Origin of the sequence: Pseudomonas sp. W15Feb34 (genome assembly GCF_023127765.1) — a bacterium.
In the GTDB taxonomy this organism is placed as follows: Bacteria; Pseudomonadota; Gammaproteobacteria; order Pseudomonadales; family Pseudomonadaceae; genus Aquipseudomonas; species Aquipseudomonas synxantha_A.
This window is the reverse complement of sequence record NZ_SPKN01000026.1, coordinates 38,499-64,281: the sequence shown is the minus strand read 5'-3', so window position 1 is coordinate 64,281 and position 25,783 is coordinate 38,499. Positions and strand designations below refer to the sequence as shown.

Annotated in this window: 15 protein-coding genes; 5 read left to right on the top strand and 10 right to left on the bottom strand. The window is 59.9% G+C overall.

Translation table 11 applies throughout. From position 1 onward, the window contains the following. Positions 1-10 precede the first annotated feature (10 nt). The 10 genes from xylB to E4O97_RS12810 form a co-directional block, all read right to left on the bottom strand. Positions 11-1,492 carry a xylulokinase gene (gene xylB / locus E4O97_RS12855; protein ID WP_248161455.1) on the bottom strand — a complete coding sequence of 494 codons (1,482 nt, stop codon included), beginning with the start codon at positions 1,490-1,492 and terminating at the stop codon, positions 11-13. A gap of 138 nt (positions 1,493-1,630) precedes the next feature. Further along, positions 1,631-3,112, bottom strand: coding sequence for a mannitol dehydrogenase family protein (locus tag E4O97_RS12850; RefSeq protein WP_078821468.1), 1,482 nt, complete (start codon positions 3,110-3,112; stop codon positions 1,631-1,633). An 18-nt stretch (positions 3,113-3,130) separates the two neighbouring features. Continuing rightward, positions 3,131-4,234, bottom strand: a complete 1,104-nt coding sequence (ugpC, locus tag E4O97_RS12845) for a sn-glycerol-3-phosphate ABC transporter ATP-binding protein UgpC (RefSeq protein WP_248161454.1) — start codon at positions 4,232-4,234, stop codon at positions 3,131-3,133. Between the two features lie 22 nt (positions 4,235-4,256). Next, complete coding sequence (locus E4O97_RS12840) at positions 4,257-5,087, bottom strand: carbohydrate ABC transporter permease (RefSeq protein ID WP_032875774.1); 831 nt, start codon at positions 5,085-5,087, stop codon at positions 4,257-4,259. A gap of 10 nt (positions 5,088-5,097) precedes the next feature. After that, complete coding sequence (locus E4O97_RS12835) at positions 5,098-5,988, bottom strand: sugar ABC transporter permease (RefSeq protein WP_005788581.1); 891 nt, start codon at positions 5,986-5,988, stop codon at positions 5,098-5,100. Positions 5,989-6,141: 153 nt separating this feature from the next. Continuing rightward, positions 6,142-7,464, bottom strand: coding sequence for a sugar ABC transporter substrate-binding protein (locus E4O97_RS12830; RefSeq protein WP_005788580.1), 1,323 nt, complete (start codon positions 7,462-7,464; stop codon positions 6,142-6,144). A 199-nt stretch (positions 7,465-7,663) separates the two neighbouring features. Next, the gene (locus E4O97_RS12825) at positions 7,664-7,912 is read right to left on the bottom strand and encodes a DUF6124 family protein (RefSeq protein WP_216091514.1); all 249 of its coding nucleotides are present in this window, start codon (positions 7,910-7,912) and stop codon (positions 7,664-7,666) included. A gap of 448 nt (positions 7,913-8,360) precedes the next feature. Next, positions 8,361-13,466 carry a hypothetical protein gene (locus E4O97_RS12820; protein WP_248161453.1) on the bottom strand — a complete coding sequence of 1,702 codons (5,106 nt, stop codon included), beginning with the start codon at positions 13,464-13,466 and terminating at the stop codon, positions 8,361-8,363. A 149-nt stretch (positions 13,467-13,615) separates the two neighbouring features. Beyond that, on the bottom strand, positions 13,616-14,521 hold the full coding sequence (locus E4O97_RS12815) for an AraC family transcriptional regulator (protein ID WP_032875768.1): 906 nt from the start codon (positions 14,519-14,521) through the stop codon (positions 13,616-13,618). A gap of 72 nt (positions 14,522-14,593) precedes the next feature. Beyond that, positions 14,594-15,883, bottom strand: a complete 1,290-nt coding sequence (locus tag E4O97_RS12810; protein ID WP_032875765.1) for a glycosyltransferase — start codon at positions 15,881-15,883, stop codon at positions 14,594-14,596. A 159-nt stretch (positions 15,884-16,042) separates the two neighbouring features. On the opposite strand from E4O97_RS12810, the gene tpx reads away from it, so the two are divergent. From tpx to E4O97_RS12785, 5 genes are all read left to right on the top strand, one after another. Then, positions 16,043-16,543 carry a thiol peroxidase gene (gene tpx, locus E4O97_RS12805; RefSeq protein WP_032875762.1) on the top strand — a complete coding sequence of 167 codons (501 nt, stop codon included), beginning with the start codon at positions 16,043-16,045 and terminating at the stop codon, positions 16,541-16,543. A gap of 231 nt (positions 16,544-16,774) precedes the next feature. Then, a complete protein-coding gene (locus tag E4O97_RS12800) occupies positions 16,775-18,073 on the top strand; it encodes an MdtA/MuxA family multidrug efflux RND transporter periplasmic adaptor subunit (protein WP_078821464.1) in 1,299 nt (432 codons plus the stop codon). Continuing rightward, positions 18,070-21,171 (top strand): MdtB/MuxB family multidrug efflux RND transporter permease subunit, encoded by a 3,102-nt coding sequence (locus tag E4O97_RS12795; RefSeq protein WP_194438387.1) that lies wholly within the window; start codon positions 18,070-18,072, stop codon positions 21,169-21,171. The genes E4O97_RS12800 and E4O97_RS12795 overlap by 4 nt, the downstream gene beginning before the upstream one ends. Then, positions 21,168-24,275 (top strand): efflux RND transporter permease subunit, encoded by a 3,108-nt coding sequence (locus E4O97_RS12790; protein ID WP_078821462.1) that lies wholly within the window; start codon positions 21,168-21,170, stop codon positions 24,273-24,275. Before E4O97_RS12795 ends, E4O97_RS12790 begins: the two co-directional genes overlap by 4 nt. Continuing rightward, positions 24,272-25,759, top strand: a complete 1,488-nt coding sequence (locus E4O97_RS12785) for an efflux transporter outer membrane subunit (protein WP_282445330.1) — start codon at positions 24,272-24,274, stop codon at positions 25,757-25,759. The genes E4O97_RS12790 and E4O97_RS12785 overlap by 4 nt, the downstream gene beginning before the upstream one ends. Positions 25,760-25,783 lie beyond the last annotated feature (24 nt).

Here is a 25,783-nt window from a genome sequence, read left to right as displayed (position 1 = left end):
TCGTTCGCTCTTAAAGGGATGCCACGTGCTGTTGATAACGCTCATACGCCTGTTGATAGGCGCTGACACTCTCGGTTGCCGGCAAGGTGAGGCTGGCCGGGTCGACGCTCACACATTTGTCGCACAGGCTGGCCAAGGGTTCGCCGCTCTGGCACCAGGCGGCCTGGATTGCCGCGCCCAGGGCGGCGGCTTCGCTCTGTTCGGTGCACACCACTTCGGTGTGCATGATATCGGCGACCATCTGCCGCCACACCGGGCTTTTCGAGCCGCCGCCGATCAGGCGGATGCTCTGGCTTTGCAAGCCGGTCTGGCGCAGCAGGTCAAGGCCATAACGCAGACCGAAGGTGGTGCCCTCAACCACGGCGCGGCACAGGTTGGCGCGGGTCAGGTTGGTCATGGTCAGGCCGTGCAGGCTGCCGGTGGCGTGGGGCAGGGCAGGCACGCGTTCGCCATTGAGAAACGGCAGCATGCTCACCCCGTCGGCGCCAATCGGGGCTTGTTCGACCAGGGCGTTGAACGCCTGCAAGTCGAGTTCGAACAGCTCGCGAATTACCCCGGTGGCGTTGGTCAGGTTCATGGTGCAGATCAGCGGCAGCCAGCCGCCACTGGACGAGCAAAAGGTCGCTACCGACGCCTGCGGGCTGACGTTGGGCTGGTCGGCAAACGCATACACGGTGCCTGATGAGCCCAGGCTCATGGTGATCACGCCGGGAGCGATATTGCCGGTGCCGATGGCGCCCATCATATTGTCGCCGCCGCCGCTGGACACCACGGCGTTGGGGTTGATCCCCAGGCGCTCGGCAATGGCCGGCAGGATCGTGCCCACCGCCTGGTCGGCTTCGATCAACTGCGGGAGCGCTGCCTCCAGGCGGCCGCTGGGGTCGATGTGCCTGAGCAGCGCCACATCCCAGGTGCGGCTGCGCACGTCAAAGTAACCGGTGCCCGAGGCGTCGCCGTACTCGGCGCAGACGCGACCGGTGAGCCAGTAGTTGAGGTAGTCGTGGGGCAGCAGGATATGGGCGATGCGGGCAAATACGTCCGGGTGCTGTTCACGGGTCCAGAGCAGTTTGGAGACGGTGTAGCCCGGCGCGATGGCTACGCCCAGGCGTTCCAGGGAGCCGCTTTCGCCGCCCAGGTGTGCCAGCAGGCGCTCGTTCTCCGGCGCGGTTTCGGTGTCGCACCATAACTTGGCCGGGCGCAGCACTTCACCTTGTTCGTCCAGCAGCACCAGGCCGTGCTGCTGGCCGGAAACGCCGATGCCAAGGATGTCCTGGCCGTCCACCCCGGCTTGTTGCAGGGCGCGGTGGGTGGCTTCGGTGAAGGCGTCCAGCCATTCCTGGGTGTGTTGCTCGCGCCGGCCGTTGGCGCCGCTGATCAAGGTATGCGCGGCGGCGCCCAGGCCCAGCACCTTGCCGCTGGAGGCGTCGAGGACGATGGCCTTGGTGCCTTGAGTGCCGCAGTCGATTCCGAGGAACAGGTTTTGCTGGGTCATGATGGAGTGCTCAGCAGTATTATTTTTGGATTGGTAACCCGGTCAAGTGTGGGAGGGGGCTTGCTCCCGATGAGGGAGTGTCAGTCAAATACCTTTCTCTGACCTACCGCTATCGGGAGCAAGCCCCCTCCCACAGTTTTAATCCGGTTTGTTCAGGAGTTGTTGCAGGGTTTGGGTGACGCCTTTGTCGCGCAGGCTTGCATAGCACCGCTCAAACGCTGCCACAAACTCAGCGGACTTGGGAATAGCCGTGCCAAAAATCTCCTCTACCCCCAGCAACCGCTGGCTGATCAGTGTGTCATCACTCACCAGCCCCTGGCAGAACTCGGCCCTCGGATCGGGGATCTTGTAGCTCACGCCATTCTCATCCACCCCTTTCAAATACAAGGCCCAGGCCGCCACTACCAGCGCTGCACGCTCAGTCTCGCGGCCATCGGCAATCAAGCGATTGATGGTCGGCACGGTGAACTTGGGAAACTTCGACGAACCATCGGAACACACCCGTTCCAACTGGTCGGCAATCGCCTGGTTGGAAAAGCGCTCCACCAGCGTCTGCTTGTACGCCGTCAGGTCGATGCCCGGCACCGGCGCCAGGTTCGGCGTAACGTCCAGGTCCATGAACGCACGCATATATGCCACGAACAGCGGGTCGTTCATGGTCTCGTGGACAAACCGATAACCCTTGAGAAAACCCAGGTAGGTGAGGGCCAGGTGGCTGCCGTTGAGCAAGCCGATCTTCATCTCTTCGTAAGGCGTGACGTCATCGGTGAACTGCACGCCGACCTTCTCCCAGGCCGGGCGACCGTTGACGAACTTGTCTTCCAGTACCCACTGCACAAACGGTTCGCACACCACCGGCCAGGCATCGTCGACGCCATGTTCATCATGCAGTTGCAGGCGGTGGGCGGTGCTGGTCATTGGCGTGATGCGGTCGACCATGGCGTTCGGGAAGCTCACGTTGGTTTTGATCCAGTCATGCAGCTCGGCGTTGTGTAGCGCGGCGAAGGCCAGCAGTGCCTTGCGCGTGACGGCGCCGTTGTGCGGCAGGTTATCGCAGGACATGACGGTAAATGCCGCAGTGCCGGCGGCGCGGCGTTGGGTGAGCGCTGCGCAGATAAAACCGAACACGGTTTTGGGTGTCTTGGGGTGCGCCAGGTCATGCTGGATCTGTGGCAGGTGGGCCATGAATTCGCCGTTGCTGTCATCAATGCAGTAGCCGCCCTCGGTGATGGTCAACGAGACGATGCGGATAGCCGGGTCAGCAAGTTTGTCGATCAACGCCTGGGCGCCGTCTTCGGCCAGCAGCATATCGCTGAGGGCGCCGATGACGCGTACTTCGGTGTCGTCGGTGTCACCTAGCTCATACAGGGTAAACAAGTAATCCTGGCCGGCCAGGTCGTCGCGAGCCTTGCGGTCCTCGGCACGCAGGCCCACGCCACAAATGCCCCAGTCCAGGCCCTCGCCGGTATTCATCAAGGCGTCGGTGTAATACGCCTGGTGTGCGCGGTGAAAGCCACCGACGCCGATATGGGCGATGCCCTGGCGGGTGTCGGCAAGCGCATAAGCCGGGATTTTCACTTGCGGCGCCAACTGCGTGAGATTGTGTTTATTCAGTTTCATCTAAAAATACTCGCGGAGTCAGGCGGCTGCGCGCAGTGGGCGGGCCACCGCTACGCCGTCAGTGTCGAACAGATGGCAGTGCGCCGGGTCCAGGTGCAGGTGCAACGTCTCGCCGTACTGGCTGGCCATGTCGCCGCGAATCCGCATGGTCAGCGGTTCGCCATTGGCGGTGATGACGTGGCAGAAGGTGTCGCTGCCCAGGCGCTCGCCAACGTCAGCGGTGACGGTCAGGGTGGTTTGCCCTGGCGCGGCGATTTCCAGATGCTCGGGACGAATGCCCAGGGTCACCGCGCTGCCGACGCTCAAGGTCGCGCCACTCAACGGCAGGCTGATCAGGGTGCCAGCGTCCAGTTGCACCTCGCAGCCCTGGCCTTCGACACGCGTGACCTTGCCCTTGAGAAAGCCCATCTTCGGCGTGCCGAGAAAGCCTGCCACAAACAGGTTGGCCGGCTGGTGGTACAGATCCAGGGGCGAGCCGACCTGTTCGATGCGCCCGCTGTTGAGCACCACCACCTTGTCGGCCAGGGTCATGGCTTCGACCTGGTCGTGGGTCACGTAGATCATGGTGGCTTGCAGTTCTTTATGCAGGCGCGCCAGTTCCAGGCGCATCTGCACGCGCAGCGCCGCGTCGAGGTTGGACAGCGGCTCGTCGAACAGGAAGATCTTCGGGTTACGCACAATCGCCCGGCCAATCGCCACGCGCTGGCGCTGGCCGCCGGACAGTTGCTTGGGCTTGCGCTCCAGCAGCGGCCCCAACTCAAGGATGCGCGCCGCTTCGCTGACCTTGCTCTCGACCAGCTTCTTGTCGACACCGGCCAGGTCCAGGGCAAACGACATGTTCTTGCGCACGCTCATGTGCGGGTACAGCGCGTAGGTCTGGAACACCATGGCCAGGTCGCGCTTGGCCGGGGTCACTTCGGTGATGTCGCGGCCGTCCAGTTCGATGGTGCCTTCCGTGACTTCTTCCAGGCCGGCGATCAGGCGTAGCAGGGTGGATTTGCCGCAGCCCGACGGGCCGACGAACACCACGAATTCCTTGTCGTTCACTTCCAGATCGATGCCCTTGATGATCGAGAAACCTTCGAAGCCTTTTTGCAGATTCTTGATTTTCAGGTTGGCCATGATGGGCCTCCTTTTCGAATTATTATTTGACGGCGCCGAAGGACAAACCGCGCACCAGCTGTTTCTGGCTGATCCAGCCAAAGATCAGGATCGGCGCGCAGGCCAGGGTCGAGACGGCGGACAACTTGGCCCAGAACAAACCTTCGGGGCTGGAGTAGGAGGCGATCAGTGCGGTCAACGGCGCAGCGCTCGACGAGGTCAGGTTCAGCGACCAGAACGCCTCGTTCCAGCACAGGATCAGCGACAGCAACACCGTGGAGGCCAGGCCACCCTTGGCGATCGGCAACAGCACGCGGACCATTTCCTGCCACAGCGTGGCGCCGTCCAGGCGGGCGGCTTCGAGGATGTCCTTGGGGATGTCCTTGAAGTAGGTGTACACCATCCACACCACGATCGGCAGGTTGATCAGGGTGTAGATGATGATCAGCGCGATACGCGTGTCCAACAGGCCAAGGCTCTTGGCCAACAGATAGATCGGCATCAGCACGCCCACCGGTGGCAGCATCTTGGTCGACAGCATCCACAGCAGCGTGCCCTTGGTGCGCTGGGTTTCGTAGAACGCCATGGAGTAGGCGGCCGGCACCGAGATCAGTAGGCACAGGGCAGTGGCGCTGAACGAAATCACCACCGAGTTCCAGGCGTAGGCGAAGTAGTTGCTGCGTTCGTTGATGTGCAGGTAGTTCTCCAGCGTCGGCGTGAAGATGAACTGCGGCGGGGTGGCGAACGCATCGATTTCAGTCTTGAAGCTGGTCAGCACCATCCAGAAGATCGGGAAGAAAATCAGGATCGCGATGGCCCAGGCCAACGTACCGAGCAGCAGGCTTTGCAGGCGGCGGGATTGTTGAAGTGTCATGGCGCGGCCCTCAAGGCTTGTCAGTCAGGTTTTTGCCGATCATCCGCACCAGGATGATCGCCGCGATATTGGCGATGACCACGGCAATCAAGCCACCGGCCGAGGCCATGCCCACGTCGAACTGCACCAGCGCCTGGTTGTAGATCAGGTAGGCGAGGTTGGTCGAGGCGTAACCCGGGCCACCGTTGGTGGTGGTGAAGATTTCGGCGAACACCGAGAGCAGGAAGATGGTTTCGATCATCACCACCACGGCAATCGGGCGGGCCAGATGGGGCAGGGTCAGGTGCCAGAAGATCGCAATGGCACCGGCACCGTCCAGGCGTGCAGCTTCCTTTTGCTCCTGGTCCAGGGACTGCATGGCGGTCATCAGCAGCAGTATCGCGAAGGGCAGCCACTGCCACGACACAATGATGATGATCGACAACAGCGGGTAGTGCGCCAGCCAATCCACCGGCTCGGCGCCGAAGAACTTCCACACGGCGGCGAGGATCCCCGACACCGGGTGGAAAATCAGGTTCTTCCAGATCAGCGCGCCAACGGTGGGCATGATGAAGAATGGCGAAATCAACAGCACCCGCACGATGCCACGGCCCAGGAACTCACTGGCCTCCAGCAGCGCGCTGATCAACACGCCGAACACCACACTGATCAGCAACACGCTGCCCACCAGCAACAGGGTATTGGTGGCGCCGGGCAAGAACCCCGAATCGGTAATGAAGTAGCTGAAGTTCTCCAACCCCACGAATTGGTTTTCACCGGGGTAAAGCAGGTTGTAGCGGATCAGCGAAAAGTACAGGGTCATGCCCAGCGGCACGATCATCCACAGCAGCAACAAGGCCACCGAGGGGCTGACGAGGAACCAGCCGGGGTTGGCCAGGCGGTTTTTGGCGGGTGTATTCATTAGAATCAAGACCAGTCAGATACGAATCGGAGCGCGGTCAGTGTGGGAGGGGGCTTGCTCCCGATAGCGGTGTATCAGTCACACAATCATCAACTGGTAGATTGCTATCGGGAGCAAGCCCCCTCCCACATTTGACTGTGGTGAGGGCAGGGGTTACTTGGGGTAACCAGCCCGCTTCATTTCACGCTCGGTGGTGGTCTGCGCGGCGGTCAAGGCGGCATCCACCGTTTGCTGACCGGTCAACGCACCCGAGAAGAACTTGCCGACCTGGGTACCAATCGCCTGGAACTCAGGAATGGTCACCAACTGGATACCGATATACGGCACCGGCTTCTCGGTCGGCTTGGTCGGGTCGGCCACTTTCAGTGATTCCAGGGTCACCTTGGCGAACGGCGCGGCCTTCATGTACTCGTCGCTGTAGGTGGATTGGCGCGTACCTGGCGGCACATTGGCGATGCCATCGGTCTTGGCCACAAGCTGGCCGTATTCCTTGGACGTGGCCCAACTGGTGAACACCTTGGCGGCGTCCTTGGCCTTGGAACTGGTAGGGATCGCCAGGCTCCAGGAGTACAGCCACGAGGTGCCCTTGTCGGTCTTCTCGTGGGGTGCAAAAGTGAAGCCGACATGCTCGGCGACCTTGCTCTGGCTCTTGTCGGTGACAAACGAACCGGCGACGCTGGCGTCTACCCAGATCGCGCATTTGCCGCTGTTGAACAGCGCCAGGTTCTCGTTGAAACCGTTGCTGGACGCACCCGGCGGGCCGGATTTCTTCATGTTGTCGACGTAGAAGTTCAGCGCGTCCTTCCACTCGGGGCCATTGAATTGCGGTTGCCACTTCTCATCGAACCAGCGCGCACCGAAGCCGTTGGCCAGGGTGGTGATCAGCGCCATGTTCTCACCCCAACCGGCTTTGCCGCGCAGGCACAGGCCGTATTGCTCTTTGGACTTATCAGTAAGTTTGGCCGCGTATTCGCCGATCTGGCTCCAGGTCGGGTGCTCGGGCATGGTCAGCCCGGCGTCCTTGAACAGGTCGGTGCGGTAATAGGTGATCGAGCTTTCGGCGTAGAACGGCAGGGCGTACAGCGAACCCTTGACGGACAAGCCATCACGTACCGAAGGGAACACATCATCAAGGTCGTAGGAGGCCGGCAGGTCCTTCATCGGCTCCAGCCAACCCTTGGCGCCCCACAGTGCGGCTTCGTACATGCCGATGGTCAGCACGTCGAACTGCCCGCCCTGGGTGGCGATGTCGGTGGTGAGGCGTTGGCGCAGCACGTTTTCTTCGAGCACCACCCAGTTCAACTTGATCTCCGGGTGCTCGGCCTCGAAGGTTTTCGAGAGCTTCTGCATACGGATCATGTCGCTGTTGTTGACGGTGGCAATGGTCAGGGTTTGCGCGCCAAGGCTGACGGCGCTGAGGGTCATGCATGCAGTCATGCAGGAACAGGCAAGCAGAGCTTTTGCTGTGAACTTCATCGCGCACTCCATTTCCGCGCCCAGGGGGCTACAGAAGGACGGTTATTGTTGTTGTGTCTTCCTACAGGTAGCCAGGAAGAGTGTGCGTCGATTACAGCCTTGAAATGGGGTTGTGACAAATCCTTGGGCGCACGCGCACTGATACTTTTTTGCACTCGATGATCGTCCCCGTGGTGCGTGGGGACGATCGATGCCGTATTTAACGCTCGATATCAGCCAGTACCCGCTCAGCCAGCAAGCGAGACACCTCGATCAACTGGGCAATACCCAGGCCACCTTCGCGCCGCGAGCCGTCGAGATCAAAGGCGAAATCGCAGGTGAGGGCGTGGGCAGAAGCGAGTGACTCGCTGAGGTTGACCAGTAGGTCATGCGTGGAGATGCCGTCTTTTACGGTGAACAGCACGCTGGGTGCTGGATCGATTGGGGGATTTGGGGTGGGTTTGATCATGGTGGAACTCCTGATTCAAGTGGAGCTACCACTGATCGCCGCGACGCGATCGGGTGGTAGCTGTACGCAGGTTCGCGGACCGGAATCAGGAAACCGGCATACCCGAAGGTATCCCGCGCACAGCCACCATAAGGGCGCACAGTAGACGATAAAAAGACGTCAACTGAAAGCGGAAATGGCACTTTGCGTCTGATTAAACCGGGCCGCGACGCCCGACCGCTGAGTGTGCAGCGGTGTACAGAGACCAGAGATTGAGTGTCCTAGGGACAACCTCAAAACCTTGTAAGACGTTTCTGCTTTCCCGACACCCAGCCGAACGGTCAACCTTAAGCCAAATTCTGGTCCGTCAACCGCTGCACCGCCAACCGCCGGTAGTGGGAACGATGCGTGATTGATAACAAGGGCGTTGGCACCGCTGCATAACACAGCGGTGCTCGGTCATTAGGCGTTACGCCGGAATGTTTTCTTTCGGGGGGCCGAACCGGATCGGTCGGTAGTCGACAGGAACCGTCATGTATACCGGTTTTTTGAGGGTGCCTATATTGACGTCAATCATAGTGCCCACGTCTTTTCTAAGCGTAAACTTACTATCTGCAGGCTTGTAGGCCTGATTAAACTTGATTTCTGCCAGTTCCAAAATGTTTTCTTCTCGCTCACGTGGGAACCGTTTTTTAAGTGAGGATAATATTTCGTTAAACTTTTCTTTCAGATCAGCTTGTTCCCACTCAGTAATAACTGGGCCTTCAAAGCCTTTTACCGGTTTGCCGGTCAGTTTATGCAGCTCGGCAGCGAATGAGTGCTCGCCGCCGCTTGCGGAGTAGCAAACTATGGTACGGACATTATCGAAATTACGAATATCTACCCCTCGGTCAAGGAGTTTCTGATTTATTTCAGCGGCGGAATATTCTGCCCCATTGTCACCGACGATTTTGGTCGGTCCTCCCGCTATCTCAGGTTCTCCGGCGTGCCCCATGATGTTGAGTCGGGGTTTTCCATTGTAAGTGTCTATAAATGTCTGGATCTCGCCATCGAGCGGCATGACAGATTCCAAAGGCCCGCCCAGCCTTATTCGACCAATCCGGTCGCTGCCCTCGGGTACCACCCACTCCAGAGCAGGGCCCTCAGCCTCAAGGGTCTTGGGGTTGTAAGCGTATCGTTCGCCATTTTTGCTGGCGGTGGTGGCCAGGATCCGTTCTCCGGTGTCAGGTCGAAGCACCGTGCGATCAGCGATTCCCTTGGCCTGCAGCGTTTCGTTACTGGCAGCAGCACCCAACTGACGACCCTGCAGTCGGCTCAATGAGTTGAGCGATTGCGAGGTATTGGCGAGGGTCATGTCCGTGAGCACGCTACTTTCGGCTTCTTTAGCCCCAAATTTCTCGATAAACCCTGCAGAAATCTTGGCTGCCGCCCAAGAAGCGCCGGATTTCGCCAGCGTCCATAGCTTGCCGGCGCCCTCGGTGGCTAACACAATCGCGGCATCAATGGCGAGATCTACACCCGCCTTGAAGAATTCACCGTGATAAAGGTCTTCCAGGCTGCTGGTGCCCGGTAGGGCGTGCCAGATAGCTTTGAAGAAATCACTGGGTTCTGTCGCGGTTTCAAGTGTATTGCTCGACCAATTGCGGTGCAGGTTAAGAAACTGCGTTTTGTTCAGGTAGGTGGAGTCGACCATGACGTTTGCCAGCTTGGATAGTCGCCCTCTGGCGTAGTTAGGGGAAAATCGGTCATTGGCACTATGGGCTGGGAAGGCGACTTCCAAAGGCCATGGCTCATCGTTGTCATCAAGCAGGTGTTGGTCAGTAACCCTCAGTACAACGTCGGATTTAACCCCGGGTTTCGGGAATGTGCCATTTTTGAAGGCCTCGGCGTCGATCTCCAGACTGACTTTTTGCCCCATAGGGGTTGATGGGTCAATGTCGGCAATTCTTACGATCAGACCACTTGCCGGGTACACCGCAAAATCCCTTCTGACGCCGTTATAGACAGACGTCATCACCATACCGCTGCCAGCACCCTCAACGTTCAAAAACTCTACATCGCCATAGAGCAGGCTTTTGTGCTCCTCCACTGGCAACTTTCTGAGCATGTTTTCGAACAGCGTTACGGTGTGGCGTCTGCGCAGGTGGAAGTCTTGTTTGATGGCCTTGTCGAATTGATCATTGATAACCGGGAAATCCGGTTCATTCGCTCTTTTACGCAGGCGTTCGAAGTCCACATGTTTGCCTTCCTGAAGCCAGTTTTCACCCAGTCTGCCTGTTTCATAGATTTCGGCGAGGCTGTAGTGACGGCCGCTGTTTATTCCGAAGCCTTCGTCCTCTATCATGTAGCGGCTTTCATAATCAATGTCGGGGCCGAACTCCTTTCTTAATATTTCAAGCGTCATGGCCCTTCTATTCGGAGGGTCGGACTTGCTCAACCAACTGATACTTTCTGCGGTCTTCTTCGTTTGAGCCTGAAGTTTGACCTCGCTGTCTTTGAGCTGTTCCAGTGTGTAGTTGTCTTTATTGACGTTGTTATTGAGGGCTGCCCAATCAAGCAATGGGTTCATCTGCGCATAGTTCTGGATCTGCGCTTCCAATGCTGAAATGGGTTTGATGTTGTTGTAATTCATGACCTGCTGGTAAGTCATGCCTTGAGTAGCGCCGGGGGCGGTCCACTCAATCCGGTTCACTGCGGTCGTAAAGTTGACCCATTCCGGGGAACCGAGTGTTACATACTGGGGTACCTCTTTTACCAGTAGTTGTGGCGCCATCCCCGACATCATCAACCGCGCGATTGCAGGCGCAAGATTGGCGGGGATGCCTTTTTTAGCGGCCAAGTCTCGGCCGAACTGCTCACGGATAGACTCGACGCTGTGCCCTGAATAAGCAGCCCCCATCACGTCAATACCGGCGACAGTCTTGTGTTGAGCGCCGGCTGTTCGATCAATCTCCAGCACCAGCGCGGTCAACAACCATTGTTTCCGGCTGGTCGCGGTGGGAGCGCCCTTCATCTGGCTTTCCAGCTTGGTGGCGAGTTCAAGCGCTGCGTCGCTGGAGACGAGTTGATCCAACGCTTGTTCGGGGTCGGTACTAAGGTCGGTAACGTTGGCGCTCAGATAACTGAGAAGGCTGTCATGCGCGCCAATGGACGTTTTTACGAATTCGCCCACCGTCCCACGTTGCTCTGCACTCAGCGATAGCTGCGAGGACAGAAACCCCCAGCGATTGCCCAGGGGAGGGGACTGGGGGGCGGGGGTTTGCATGGCAGCGAGCAAGTTATCGTTGTCTGCTTTGGTGACCGTTGGGTTCCAGTCTTTGCGGGCAAGGAATGCTGCAACCGTGGTCACGCCTTTAGGCTGGTGGGAGGAGGCCGGGTCGACAATAAAGCGTCTTGAGCCGCTGTCGGAATTCCAGTTTTTCAACTGATCAATCAACGAGTACCGGTCGTTGCTGTCGCCCAGTTCTGTTTTTTTTTGGTTCAGCCAGGTCACGACTTTTTGTGGATCGGCGGAGGGTCGTGGGAACTGTTGAGTGCGTCCCAGCAGCGAAGTCTGTTGTTCGAACGTCGGGCCGCTGGGGTCGTCATTGATACCATAAAAGTTGGCCACACACTGGTATGGCACGTTGCTATTGCCCACCTGCGCCAGTGAGATCTGTTGTCCATGGGCGGCAAATTCCTGAGCGGCCGTCAACACAGGCTCGAGAACGGCAAAAAAAGCGGGATATTTTTGCGCGAAGTCGGCGGCGGTGTAGCGCTGTTCAACGCCATTGACTTTGGCTATCAGCGCATGGCCTGTGCGGTCATAGCGCAGCGACGCCAGATCAATATTGTGTTGGCTGGCCCATTCAATAAAACCATGTCCCTTGAGCGCTTTGCCCAGGTAATCCCACCATTGGCCAAACAGGCTGTTGGGCGGGATCGGTTGTATGGTTTTTGAGGCGGCCAGGGTCGGGTTGGTTTTTAGCTCAAGCATTGTGCGGTGCATTGTGGTTGCCAGTTCACTGTCGCCTGTTGCCAAGAGGTCTGTGCGCGTCTCTTCGGTTTCCACTGGCGTGTGGATGTTTGTTTTGACGGCGGCGGCCAGGGTTTCAAGCGGTGAGGGCGCAAGTGGTACGTCTGTAAGTTGTTGTATCACTGACTGTTGGCGTTGCTGTACGGCAATGTGTGCGGGGTCGCTGGGGGATGCGTTGGTCAACGCCTTGAAACCTTTGTTTTGGTTTATTTCATCTATGCGGCCCAGCGTGGCTGCAAGCTGGCGCTGCTCCCAGCCTTTTTGTTGAGTGTCCTCTTGGTGAGGAGGCGGTTCGTTGTAAAACGCCATGACGTCGTACAGGCGTGCAGAGTTGTTGGCGGGGTAGACAACGTCATCGTCAGAATTGGTGGCCATCTGTTGCACTGCATCTTTTATCTCGTCCCAGACGTCGGTCCAACCGGAGACATCGTTCAAGGTGAACGTGGTGTTGATACCATTCACTTTGCCCGTGAGGACGCCACTGACTGGGTTGATGCGCACGCTGGCGGGGTCAAGGTTGTTATCTTGGGCAAAGGCGGTAAAAGTGCTGCCGGTCAGGGCGGTCAACAGGTTTTTGCGTACCAGGTTGAAGGTTGAGTACTCCGGGATGTCCTGCAGAGAGATCGAAGTCTCGTAGTCACTCGTTTCTGGTAGCAGTTTCATCATTGCGCGGCTGACCAGCTGCGACAGTGCCTGGTCGGCTTCCTTGACTTTTTGAGCCGCCGTAGGCGGCGAAAACTGTGCAAGTCGTTGGTTGAGCTGATGCGGTGGCAGCTCCTCGATATGCTGACGGGTTTCTTTTTGTCGTTGTTTGATGGCAGCGTAGCGCGGCTCGCTGCTGTCCAGCGTGCTGAACTTTCCCTCGCGCAACAGTTGCCCGATGAGGGACAGTTGGTCGTTACTTGCGCTGTTGCCTGGATGCAGACCGTAGAACCGCGCCACTGTAGTGGGTAATGCGCGATCCGGGCCCAAGTACACAACCGCGGCAGTAATGCTATCCACTTTTTTTGCAGCTGCCAGGACCGCAGCAGACGCGGCGGCCCACTCAGGGTCCTTGTCGAGGTCGAAATCGACCGGTTTGTTATCTTTTATCCCGCTGAGTCTTCCACTGTGGTTGATCACTAGCTTAAGAGGATCAATGTTTTTTGCGTATGCAAATGATCTGAAAGGCTCTGAGTTTATGGCATCGGCCAGCTCGCCCCAGGTCTTGCCGAAGGTCGAGGCCGGTGGCACGTCAATCGTGTCTAGACGGACTGAGCCGTTTTTACTGTCGTCGAGCCGGTCGCGGATCAAACCCATACCGACATTAACAGCTAATTGCCTGTCGCTCTGCTCCACCAAAGCCTCGGCGAACTGGCGGACCGACGGGTTGGATGAGGCTGATGGGTTGGCAGGATTTTGCAAGTCCCGGCGTGAGCGTGACAGGACGGGACGAAAACTCGATTTGTCGTGCGACAAGCTTTCTGGGGGTTGCGCGTCGGTTTTGTGCGACGAGGCTGTGCTTGTCTGCGCGGCTCCCATGAGCGCGGTGTGAATGAGGGATGGCTGAACGTTGATCATGGAGTTGCCCTTTCGCCTGCGTGTAAGAAAAAGCTTCACCCGACGCCTGAAAAAGAGAGGGTGATGCGTACGCTGAGTGACAGAAGGGGCGACGAGGTTCCTTTCGTTTTGGCTGAATGTGTTTTTCACCATGTGTCGCTGCACATCGCTCAAGCCAGGTTTTGCTCAGTAAGGCGTTGTACGGCCAGGCGCCGATAGTGGGACGGCGTCATCCCCTTAAGCTGCTGAAACCGCCGGTTGAAGTTGGAAATATTATTGAACCCCGACTCAAAGCACACATCCGTCACCGCCTTGTCGCCATCGGCCAGCAACTCGCAGGACTTGCTGATGCGCAGTCGATTGACGAATTCAATAAAAGTCCGCCCGGTGGCCTGCTTGAATACTCGAGAAAAATACGTCGGTTTCATCCCCAGGTACTCCGCGACTTCTTCCAGCGGCAGCTCGCGGGCGTAGTGGGCAAAGATGTAGTCCACCGCACGGTTGGTGCGGTCGATGCTGTGTTCGTCGGCTTGCTGCGGGGTGGTCACGCCGGACAGCAGCTGGTAGTCCTCACAGGCGCTCAATACCTCCAGCAGGATAAAGAAATGCCCCAGGCGCGCCATGCCGTGGGCGTCTTCAATGTGCTGCATGAGGGTCATGGCGTGGGCAATGGTCTTTTTGCAGCGGAATTCGATGCCGTACTGCGCGCGTTCGAGCAGCGGCGCCAGGCGTTTGAGTTCGGTGAAGATGTGGCTGCCGTGTTCGAACAACTCGTCGGTGAAGTTCACCAGCATGTCGCGCTTGGGGACCACTTCGCCTTCTTCCACCTGGCTGATCCAGTTGTGGGGCAGGTTGGGGCCGGTGAGGAACAGGCTTTGCGGGTAGAAGTTGCCGATGTAGTCACCGATAAACACCTTGCCGGAGCTGGCGACGATCAGGTGCAGCTCGTATTCCTTGTGGAAGTGCCAGCGCACCAGCGGGCAGGGGAAGCCGTGCTGGCGATAGATGATGGACAGACCGTTGTGATCGTCCATCAGCTCGTAGGAGGGATCGGTGATGCGCGTTGCTCGGGTCATGCTGCCGTCGCTTTATTGTGGTCGCTGCGTAGGATAATGCCCCGTCGCGCACGACCTCGCCAGCAGCAGTGTTTACAGGTTGCGGTTTTTTGCCTCGATCCACTGGGACATGTACTGGGTACTCTTGTGCGCGTGATGGCGCAGCATACTGCCGGTGAAGTTGTCCCGGCGATGGGCGGCGAGGTTGCGGCGGCATTGCTCCAGGCAGTCCACCAAGGCTGGCCCGTGCAGAGTCTGGTCATAGCGCCGGGCCAGCAGTTGGCGCCCGTGTTCCTGGGCCTGGGTCCAGCGCTCGTGGTCCTGGTAGAGGGCCACAGCAGCGGCGGCCAGGGCCGGGGCGTCGTGTTCGATCACGCCGGGCCAGGGTTGATCATCGCCCATGGCCTCGGCGCCGATCGGGGTGGTGACATTGGGGGTGCCGCAGAGCATGGCGTCGATCAACTTGCCCTTGATGCCCGCGCCAAAGCGCAACGGTGCCAGGCAGATGCGTGCGGCGGTCATGACTTGCAGCGCGTCTTCGGCCCAGTTCATCACATGAAAACCCTGTGCCGGGTTGTGCAGGGCGGTGGCCTTGGGTGGGGTGTAGGCGCCATAGATATGCAGCTGCGCGCCCGGCAACTGTTGGCGAATCAGCGGCCACAGACTTTGCTTCATCCACAGCACCGCATCCCAGTTGGGCGCGTGGCGGAAGTTGCCGATGCTGAGAAAGTGCGCACGGTCTTCAAACGGCGCAAACGCGGCGGTGGGCGGTTGCAACATCAACGGGCACCAATGGAGCAGAGCGGCGGGCACCTTGAACTGCTCGGTGAGCAGGCGGATTTCCACGTCGGAGATCATCAAGCTGATGTCACAGCGGTAAATCGCGGCGATTTCGCGCTTGGCCAGGTCGGTATCGGCCATGCGCTGGAACTCGTCTTGAAGCGCAGGCGCGAACAGGGCGCTGAAGTCGTCGCTGTCGGGGTTGGCTTTCACCTGCTCCTTGAAACGCTGGTGGCGGGCATCGCGCAGGCTTTGCAGGTCGGAGGTTTCCAGCACGCGCAGGGCGTTGGGGCAGCATTGCTCCACGCGCCAGCCGAATTGCTCCTCCATCATGAAACGGTCGAACAGTACGATATCCGGGGCCAGTTCGCGGATAAAGTCATCGAAACTGCTGTTATTCAGTTCGATGGCGCATTCGGCGATGCCAAGTGCCGGCAAGTCGGCCTTGTGTTCGCCGATGGTCGCAGGGCTGCTGAAGGTAATGTCCCAACCTTGCGTAAGAAAACTCTCAAGGATCTGCATCATATGCCCCCCCGCAGCCGAGGAGCGGGGCTCTGGCCAGACGTAACCAATGACCAGAACTTTGGTGGCAGGCTGATTCATCGACGACGGTTTCCTTGAAGGGCAGGCGAAAAGCGCGCAATTAAACCACAACCTGGCGACATGACAATTTGTGTCTGGCGGTAGGTAGCATCGGCACTTTGTGGTTAACTTCGGCCTCTCGAATTCGTTTAACCAAAAACCAGCATAAGGATTCCGTTCATGGCTCAAGTCACCCTCAAAGGCAACACGGTCCAGGTTGAAGGCGAACTGCCGAAAGTCGGCGCCAAAGCCGCAGATTTCACCCTGACCGCCGGCGACCTGTCCGACGCCACCCTGGCCACCTTTGCCGGCAAGCGCAAAGTGCTGAACATCTTCCCAAGCGTTGATACCCCAACCTGCGCCACTTCCGTGCGCAAGTTCAATGCCCAGGCCAACGATGTGGCCAACACCGTGGTGCTGTGCATCTCCACCGACCTGCCATTCGCCCAAGCGCGCTTCTGTGGTTCCGAAGGCCTGGAAAACGTTAAGAACCTGTCGGACTTCCGTGATTCGGATTTCGCCGTTGATTATGGTGTGGCGATTGCCGACGGCCCGCTCAAAGGCCTGACCGCTCGCGCTGTCGTGGTACTGGACGAAAACGACAATGTGCTGCACAGCGAGTTGGTCAAGGAAATCGCTGAAGAGCCAAACTACGATGCGGCCCTGGCTGTATTGAAGTAACTGTTTCTGCGCGTAACTGTCGTTTGGCAGTAACACGTATGATGCATGATTGCGGCCTGGCCTAGTCCAGGCCGTTTTTATTTGAGTGTCAGCGGTTTAGCGAAATAGCTGGCGGACTAAGATCAGACGTTAAAAGTTGTAAGCCCAAGGTAAATAGCCGGTAAAGGTGCTTTTCTAAACGCCCCCCAGTGCTTATCTTTCAGCCTCCCGAAGAAGAAGCTCTCATCCCCAATGGTTGATCACTCCATGCAATCCTCCTCCCGCAACTCCCGCCGCTGGCTGTTTGGCCTGCTTGTGCTGCTGGTTATCGCCGGCCTGTGCTGGAAATTCTGGCCCGGCGGCGCGGCTCACAAGGACGCTCCTGCGGGGCACACCGGCAAGACCGGCATGGCGCGCCCGGGCTTCGGCGGTTCCACCGGCCCGGTGCCGGTGCGCGTGGCGCCGGTGGTGCAGGGGGAGTTTGCGGTGTACTACAAGGCGCTGGGCACGGTCACCGCGCTCAACACCATTAATGTGCGCAGCCGGGTGGGCGGTGAGCTGGTGAAGATCGCCTTTGAAGAAGGCCAGATGGTCAAGGCCGGCGACCTGCTGGCAGAAATCGACCCGCGCAGCTACCAGAACGCCTTGCTCCAGGCCCAGGGCACATTGCTGCAGAACCAGGCGCAGTTGAAAAACGCCCAGGTCGATGTGGAGCGTTATCGCGGCCTGTACGCCCAGGACAGTATCGCCAAGCAGACCCTGGACACCGCCGAAGCGCTGGTCCTGCAATACCAGGGCACGGTCAAGACCAACCAGGGCGCGGTCGACGATGCCAAGCTCAACCTTGAATTCACCAGGATCCGTGCGCCGATCAGCGGCCGCGTTGGCCTGCGCCAGCTCGATGTCGGCAACCTGGTCGCAGCCAATGACACCACCGCCCTGGCGGTCATCACCCAGACCCAGCCGATCAGCGTGGCGTTCACCCTGCCGGAAAATACCCTGGAAACCGTACTCGCCCGGTATCACGCCGGCAACAAACTGCCCGTGGAAGCCTGGGACCGTAGCGACGTGAAAAAACAGGCGGTCGGCGTGTTGCAGAGCCTGGACAACCAGATCGACGTCACCACCGGTACTTTGAAGTTCAAGGCGCGCTTTGATAACAAGGACCAGGCGTTGTTTCCCAACCAGTTCGTCAATGTGCACTTGCTTGCCGACACCTTGCATAACGTGGTGTTGGCGCCGTCGGCGGCGGTCCAGTTCGGCAACACCGGCACCTTTGTCTACAAGCTTGACGGTGACAACAAGGTCAAGGTCCAGCCCCTGGTGCTGGGTGACACAGACGGTGAGAACACCGTGGTCAAGGAGGGCCTGGTCGCAGGCGATCGCGTGGTGCTGGAAGGCACTGACCGTCTCAAGGACGGCAGCGAAATCGAAGTGGTCAACGAAAGCAAGGAAGTGCCGACCACGCCGACCGAACACCTGCAAGGCAAGCCCGCGGCAAAAGGGGAGACCGGCGCTGACGCCGGCAAGGCGCAAAAGGTCGGTTCATGAACCTGTCACGCCTGTTTATCCTGCGCCCGGTCGCCACCACGCTGAGTATGCTGGCGATTGTATTGGCCGGGATCATTTCGTACCGCTTGTTGCCGGTATCGGCCTTGCCCCAGGTGGACTACCCGACGATCCGGGTGATGACCCTGTACCCCGGCGCCAGCCCAGACGTGATGACCAGTGCGGTCACTGCGCCGCTGGAGCGTCAGTTCGGGCAGATGCCCGGGCTGACCCAAATGGCGTCCACCAGCTCGGGCGGTGCGTCGGTGCTGACCCTGCGTTTCAACCTCGACGTCAATATGGATGTCGCCGAGCAACAGGTGCAGGCCGCAATCAACGCCGCCACCAACCTGTTGCCCAAGGATTTGCCGGCGCCGCCGGTGTACAACAAGGTCAACCCGGCCGACACCCCGGTGCTGACCCTGGCGATTACTTCCAAGACCATGCTGCTGCCCAAGCTCAATGACCTGGTCGATACGCGCATGGCGCAGAAAATCGCCCAGATCAGCGGCGTCGGCATGGTCAGCATCGCCGGTGGCCAGCGCCAGGCCGTGCGCATCAAGGTCAACCCGCAAGCCCTGGCGGCCAATGGTTTGAACCTGTCGGACGTGCGTGCGCTGATCGCCGCCTCCAACGTCAACCAGCCCAAGGGCAACTTCGACGGCCCCACCCGCGTGTCGATGCTCGATGCCAACGACCAGTTGGTCTCACCCCAGCAATATGCCGAGCTGATCCTGGCCTACAACAATGGCGCACCGTTGCGCCTCAAGGATGTAGCGCAAATCGTCGACGGCGCCGAAAACGAGCGCCTCGCGGCCTGGGCCAACGAGAACCAGGCGGTACTGCTCAACATCCAGCGCCAGCCGGGCGCCAACGTGATCGAGGTAGTCGACCGTATCAAGGCGCTGCTGCCGAGCATCACCGACAACCTGCCGGCCGGCCTGGACGTGACGGTGCTTACCGACCGTACCCAGACCATCCGCGCCTCGGTGAAAGACGTACAACACGAGCTTCTGATTGCCATCGCCCTGGTGGTGATGGTGACGTTCCTGTTCCTGCGTCGGGTCAGCGCCACGATCATTCCGTCCATCGCCGTGCCGCTGTCTCTGGTGGGTACCTTTGGCGTGATGTACCTGGCGGGGTTCTCCATCAATAACCTGACGCTGATGGCCCTGACCATCGCCACGGGGTTCGTGGTGGATGACGCCATCGTTATGCTGGAGAACATTTCTCGCTATATCGAGGAGGGCGAGACGCCGATGGCGGCGGCGCTCAAGGGCGCCAAGCAGATCGGCTTCACCCTGATTTCCCTGACCTTGTCGCTGATTGCGGTACTGATCCCACTGCTGTTCATGGCTGACGTGGTCGGGCGGCTGTTCCGCGAGTTCGCCATCACCCTGGCGGTGGCGATCCTGATTTCGCTGGTTGTGTCCCTGACCCTTACGCCGATGATGTGCGCGCGCTTGCTCAAGCGCGAACCGAAGGAAGAAGAGCAGGGACGTTTCTACAAGGCCAGCGGCGCCTGGATCGATTGGCTGATCCAGGCCTATGGCCGCAAGTTGCAGTGGGTGCTCAAGCACCAGCCGCTGACCCTGCTGGTGGCCATCGCTACCCTGGGGCTTACGGTGGTGCTGTACCTGGTGGTGCCCAAGGGCTTTTTTCCGGTGCAGGACACCGGGGTGATCCAGGGTATTTCCGAAGCGCCGCAGTCGATTTCCTTTGCGGCGATGAGCCAGCGTCAGCAGGAACTGGCGAAGATCATCCTTGCTGATCCCGCGGTCCAGAGCCTGTCGTCCTACATCGGTGTGGACGGCGATAACGCCACCCTCAATAGTGGCCGCTTGCTGATCAACCTCAAGGCCCACGGCCAGCGCGACTTGAGCGCAGCCGAGGTGATCACCCGCTTGCAACCGCAAATCGACAAGCTGGTGGGCATCCGCCTGTTCATGCAGCCGGTGCAGGACCTCACCATCGAGGACCGCGTCAGCCGTACCCAGTACCAGTTCAGCATGTCGTCGCCGGACGCCGAGTTGCTGGCACTGTGGAGTGGCAAGCTGGTGCACGCCCTCAGTCAACAGCCGGAACTCACCGACGTTGCCAGCGACTTGCAGGACAAAGGCTTGCAGGTGTACCTGGTGATCGACCGCGACGCGGCCTCGCGCCTGGGTGTGAGTGTCTCGACCATTACCGACGCGTTGTATGACGCCTTTGGCCAACGGCAGATCTCTACCATCTATACCCAGGCCAGCCAATATCGCGTGGTGCTGCAGGCTCAGTCCGGCGAAACCCTCGGCCCGGCCGCGCTCAACCAGATCCATGTGAAGACCACCGACGGCGGCCAGGTGCGGCTGTCGAGCCTGGCCCATGTCGAGCAGCGCCAGGCGCAGTTGGCGATTGCCCATATCGGCCAGTTCCCGGCGGTGATGATGTCGTTCAACCTGGCCCCCGGCGTCGCCCTGGGCAAGGGTGTGGAGCTGATCAACCAGACCCAGAAGGACATTGGCATGCCGGTGGGCGTGCAAACCCAGTTCCAGGGTGCCGCCCAGGCGTTCGAGGCGTCCCTGTCGAGCACCTTGCTGCTGATCCTGGCCGCGGTGGTCACCATGTACATCGTGCTGGGCGTGCTTTACGAGAGCTATATCCACCCGATCACTATCCTTTCGACCTTGCCGTCGGCGGCGGTGGGGGCCTTGCTGGCCCTGCTGCTCAGTGGCAATGACCTGGGCATGATCGCGATCATCGGCATCATCCTGCTGATCGGTATCGTGAAGAAGAACGCGATCATGATGATCGACTTCGCCCTCGACGCCGAGCGTAATCAGGGCCTGGACCCACAGACGGCGATTTACCAGGCGGCGCTGTTGCGTTTCCGGCCGATCCTGATGACTACCCTGGCCGCGTTGTTCGGTGCGGTACCGCTGATGCTTGCCAGCGGTTCCGGCGCGGAGTTGCGCCAACCGCTGGGTTTGGTGATGGTCGGTGGCTTGCTGGTGAGCCAGGTGTTGACGCTGTTCACCACGCCGGTGATCTACCTGTACTTCGATCGCCTTGGCCGGCGCTGGCGCAAAGAGCCGCAACGCCTGGAGCCGGTTGAGCCATGAACCTGTCCGGACCTTTCATTCGCCGGCCGGTAGCGACCATGCTGCTGAGCCTGGCGATCATGCTGCTCGGTGGCGTCAGCTTCAACCTGTTGCCGGTGTCGCCGCTGCCGCAGATCGACTTTCCGGTGATCGTGGTGTCGGCCAGCCTGCCCGGCGCCAGCCCCGAGGTGATGGCGTCCAGCGTGGCGACGCCATTGGAGCGTTCATTCGGTTCGATTGCCGGTATCACCACCATGAGCAGTTCGTCGAGCCAGGGCTCGACTCGGGTGATCCTGGCCTTTGATTCCGACCGCGATATCAACGGTGCGGCGCGGGAAGTGCAGGCGGCGATCAATGCCTCGCGCAACCTGTTGCCCAGCGGTATGCGCAGCATGCCCACCTACAAGAAGATCAACCCGTCCCAGGCACCGATCATGGTGTTGTCGCTGACCTCCGACGTGCTGCAGAAGGGCCAGCTGTATGACCTGGCGTCGACCATCCTGTCCCAGAGCCTGTCCCAGGTGCCAGGCGTGGGTGAAGTGCAGATCGGCGGCAGCTCCCTGCCGGCAGTGCGCATCGAGTTGGAACCCAAGGCCCTCGACCAGTACGGCGTGGCCCTGGACGATGTGCGCAATACCATCGCCAATGCCAACCAGCGCCGGCCCAAGGGCTCCCTGGAAGACGCTGAGCGCAATTGGCAGATCCAGGCCAACGACCAGCTGGAAAAAGCCAAGGACTACGCGCCGCTATTGATCCGCTACCAGGACGGTGCGGCCCTGCGCCTGGGGGATGTGGCGAAGATCACCGATGGTGTGGAAGACCGCTACAACAGTGGCTTCTTCAATAATGATTCGGCGGTGCTGCTGGTGATCAACCGCCAGTCCGGCGCCAACATCATTGAAACGGTCAGGCAGATCAAGGCCCAGTTGCCGGCGTTGCAGGCAGTGCTGCCGTCCAGCGTCAAGCTCAGCCTGGCCATGGACCGCTCGCCAGTGATCACTGCCACCCTGCATGAAGCGGAAATGACCCTGCTGATTGCCGTGGGCCTGGTGATCCTGGTGGTGTACCTGTTCCTGGGCAACTTCCGCGCTTCGCTGATCCCGACCCTGGCGGTGCCGGTGTCGCTGGTGGGCACCTTTGCGGTGATGTACCTGTACGGGTTTTCGCTGAACAACTTTTCGTTGATGGCGCTGATCCTGGCCACCGGGCTGGTGGTGGACGATGCCATCGTGGTGCTGGAGAACATTTCCCGGCACATCGACGAGGGTGTGCCGCCGATGAAGGCGGCGTACCTGGGTGCCGAAGAAGTCGGCTTTACCTTGTTGTCGATGAACGTGTCGCTGGTGGCGGTGTTCCTGTCGATCCTGTTCATGGGCGGGATTGTCACCAACCTGTTTCGCGAGTTTTCCATCACCTTGTCGGCGGCGATCATCGTCTCGCTGATTGTCTCGCTGACCTTGACGCCGATGCTCTGCGCCCGCTGGCTCAAGCCTCATGACAAGACCCGGCAGACCGGTTTGCAGCGCTGGAGCCAGAAGGTCAACGACCGCATGGTCGCCGGCTACGCCACCAGCCTGGACTGGGTGTTGCGCCACCGGCGCCTGACCCTGCTCAGCCTGTTGATTACCGTGGGGGTGAATGTCGCGCTGTATGTGGTGGTGCCAAAAACCTTCATGCCTCAGCAGGACACCGGCCAATTGATCGGGTTTGTGCGCGGTGACGATGGCCTGTCGTTCAGCGTGATGCAGCCGAAGATGGAAGTCTTCCGCCAAGCGGTGCTCAAGGACCCGGCGGTGCTCAGCGTGGCCGGCTTTATCGGTGGCAACCAAGGCACTAACAACGCAGTGATGCTGGTGCGCCTCAAACCCATCAGTGAACGCAAGATCTCTGCCCAGGCGGTGATCGAGCGTCTGCGCAAAGAGGTGCCGTTGGTACCGGGCGGGCGCCTGTTCCTGATGGCCGACCAGGACCTGCAGTTCGGCGGCGGCCGCGACCAGACCAGCGCGCAATATTCCTACATCCTGCAAAGCGGCGACCTGGCCGCGTTGCGCCTGTGGTACCCGAAAGTGGTCGCGGCGATGCGTGAGTTGCCCGAGCTGACTGCCATCGACGCTCGCGAAGGCCGGGGCGCGGCGCAGGTCACGCTGATCGTCGATCGGGACCAGGCCAAGCGTCTGGGCATCGACATGGACATGGTCACGTCGGTACTCAACAACGCCTACAGCCAGCGGCAGATTTCCACCATCTACGACAGCCTCAACCAGTATCAGGTGGTGATGGAGGTCAACCCCAAGTATGCCCAGGACCCGATCACCCTGAACCAGGTCCAGGTGATTACTGCCGATGGTGCGCGGGTGCCGTTGTCGACCATTGCCCATTACGAGAACAGCCTGGCCGACGATCGCGTCAGCCATGAAGGCCAGTTCGCTTCCGAAAACATCGCCTTCGATATGGCGCCCGGGGTGACGGTAGAGCAGGGCACCGCGGCCATCGAGCGAGCGATTGCCAAGGTTGGCCTGCCCGAAGATGTGATCGCCAAGATGGCCGGCACCGCCGACGCCTTTGCGGCCACGCAGAAGGGCCAGCCGTTCATGATTCTCGGTGCGCTGGTGGCGGTGTACCTGGTGCTGGGCATTCTGTATGAAAGCTATATCCATCCGCTGACCATTCTGTCGACCCTGCCGTCGGCGGGTGTTGGCGCGTTGCTGGCGATCTACCTGCTGGGCGGCGAGTTCAGTCTGATTTCGTTGCTGGGCTTGTTCCTGCTGATCGGTGTGGTGAAGAAAAACGCGATCCTGATGATCGACCTGGCGCTGCAACTGGAGCGCAACGACGGCATGAGCCCGCTGGAATCGATCCGCAGCGCCTGTCTGCTGCGCCTGCGACCCATTTTGATGACCACCCTGGCCGCCATCCTCGGCGCCTTGCCGTTGCTGCTCGGCACCGGCGATGGCGCGGAAATGCGCCATCCGTTGGGCCTGACCATTATTGGTGGCCTGGTCTTCAGCCAGATCCTGACCCTTTACACCACCCCGGTGGTCTACCTCTATCTCGACCGCGCGCGCCACCGCTTCAATGCCTGGCGCGGCGTGCGTACCGATGCTGCCCTGGACACTGCGCTATGACCGATTCAACCAAATTATTGTGGCGAGGGAGCAAGCTCTCTCGCCACAACAACACAATGAAGTTATTGGCCGTGATGATGTGTGGGGTGTTGCTCAGCGCCTGCGCCATTGGCCCTGACTACAAGCGCCCGGAGGTCATCGAACCGGTGCAGTTCAAAGAAGCCCAGGGCTGGCGCCAGGCCAACCCCAGCGATTCCCTGGCCCGTGGCGCCTGGTGGGAGCTGTATGGCGACCGCCAACTCAATGAGCTGGTAGAGCGCCTCAACACGTCCAACCAGACCGTTGCCCAGGCCGAAGCGCGCTTTCGCCAGGCCCAGGCGCTGGTGCGCAGTTCCCGCGGGGCGTTTTACCCCAGCGTCGACCTGAGCGTGGGTAAAACCCGCGCCAGCCAGGGTACCGGCAGCAGCAGCGCCAGCCTCAGCAGTTCCAGCAGTGGTATCCGCGACACCCTCAATGCGCAGTTGGGCGTGAGTTGGGAAGCCGATATCTGGGGCAAGTTGCGCCGTGGACTAGAGGCCAATGAAGCCAGCGCCGAGGCCAGCTCGGCAGACCTGGCCGCGATGCGCCTGAGCCAACAGTCGGAACTGGTGCAGAGCTACCTGCAACTGCGGGTCATGGATGAACAGACGCGCCTGTTGCAAGCCACCCTGGACACCTACCAGCGTTCATTGAAAATGACCGAAAACCAGTACCGCGCCGGGGTGGCCGGCAAGGATGCCATCGCCCAGGCGCAAACTCAGCTCAAGACCACCCAGGCCAGCCTGATCGACCTGATCTGGCAGCGGGCCCAGCTGGAAAACGCCATTGCCGTGCTGATCGGCGAAGCCCCGGCCAACTTCAACCTGGCGGTGAGCAAAGACATTCCGGCGCTGCCGCAAATACCGGTGAGCCTGCCGTCCCAGTTGCTGGAACGTCGCCCCGATATTGCCTCGGCCGAACGCTCGGTGATCGCCGCCAACGCCAACATCGGCGTGGCCAAGGCGGCCTATTACCCGGATCTCAGCCTGAGCTTGCAGGGCGGCTACTCCAGCAGCACCTATGAAGATTGGATCAGCCTGCCGAACCGCTTCTGGTCGGTGGGGCCGAAACTGGCGATGACCCTGTTCGATGGCGGCCAGCGCTCGGCGGAAGTCGACCGCACCGTGGCCAGCTATGACGAGACCGTGGCCAAGTACCGCCAGACCGTACTGGATGGGTTCCGTGAAGTGGAAAACTACATGGTGCAACTCAAGGTGCTGGCGGACGAAGCTGTGGTCAGCAATGAAGCGCTGGAATCGGCGCGTGAGTCGTTGCGCTTGACCGAGAACCAGTACAAGGCGGGTCTGATCGCTTACCTGGATGTGGTGACTGTGCAGGCGACGGCCTTGAGCAACGAGCGAACCGTGTTGACCTTGTTGCAGTCGCGGCTGGTGGCGAGTGTGCAGTTGATTGCGGCGTTGGGTGGTGGCTGGGACGGCCAGACGTCTCTGGCCGAGAAAGAGTGAGCGAATACCTGCGCATCCTGCAGG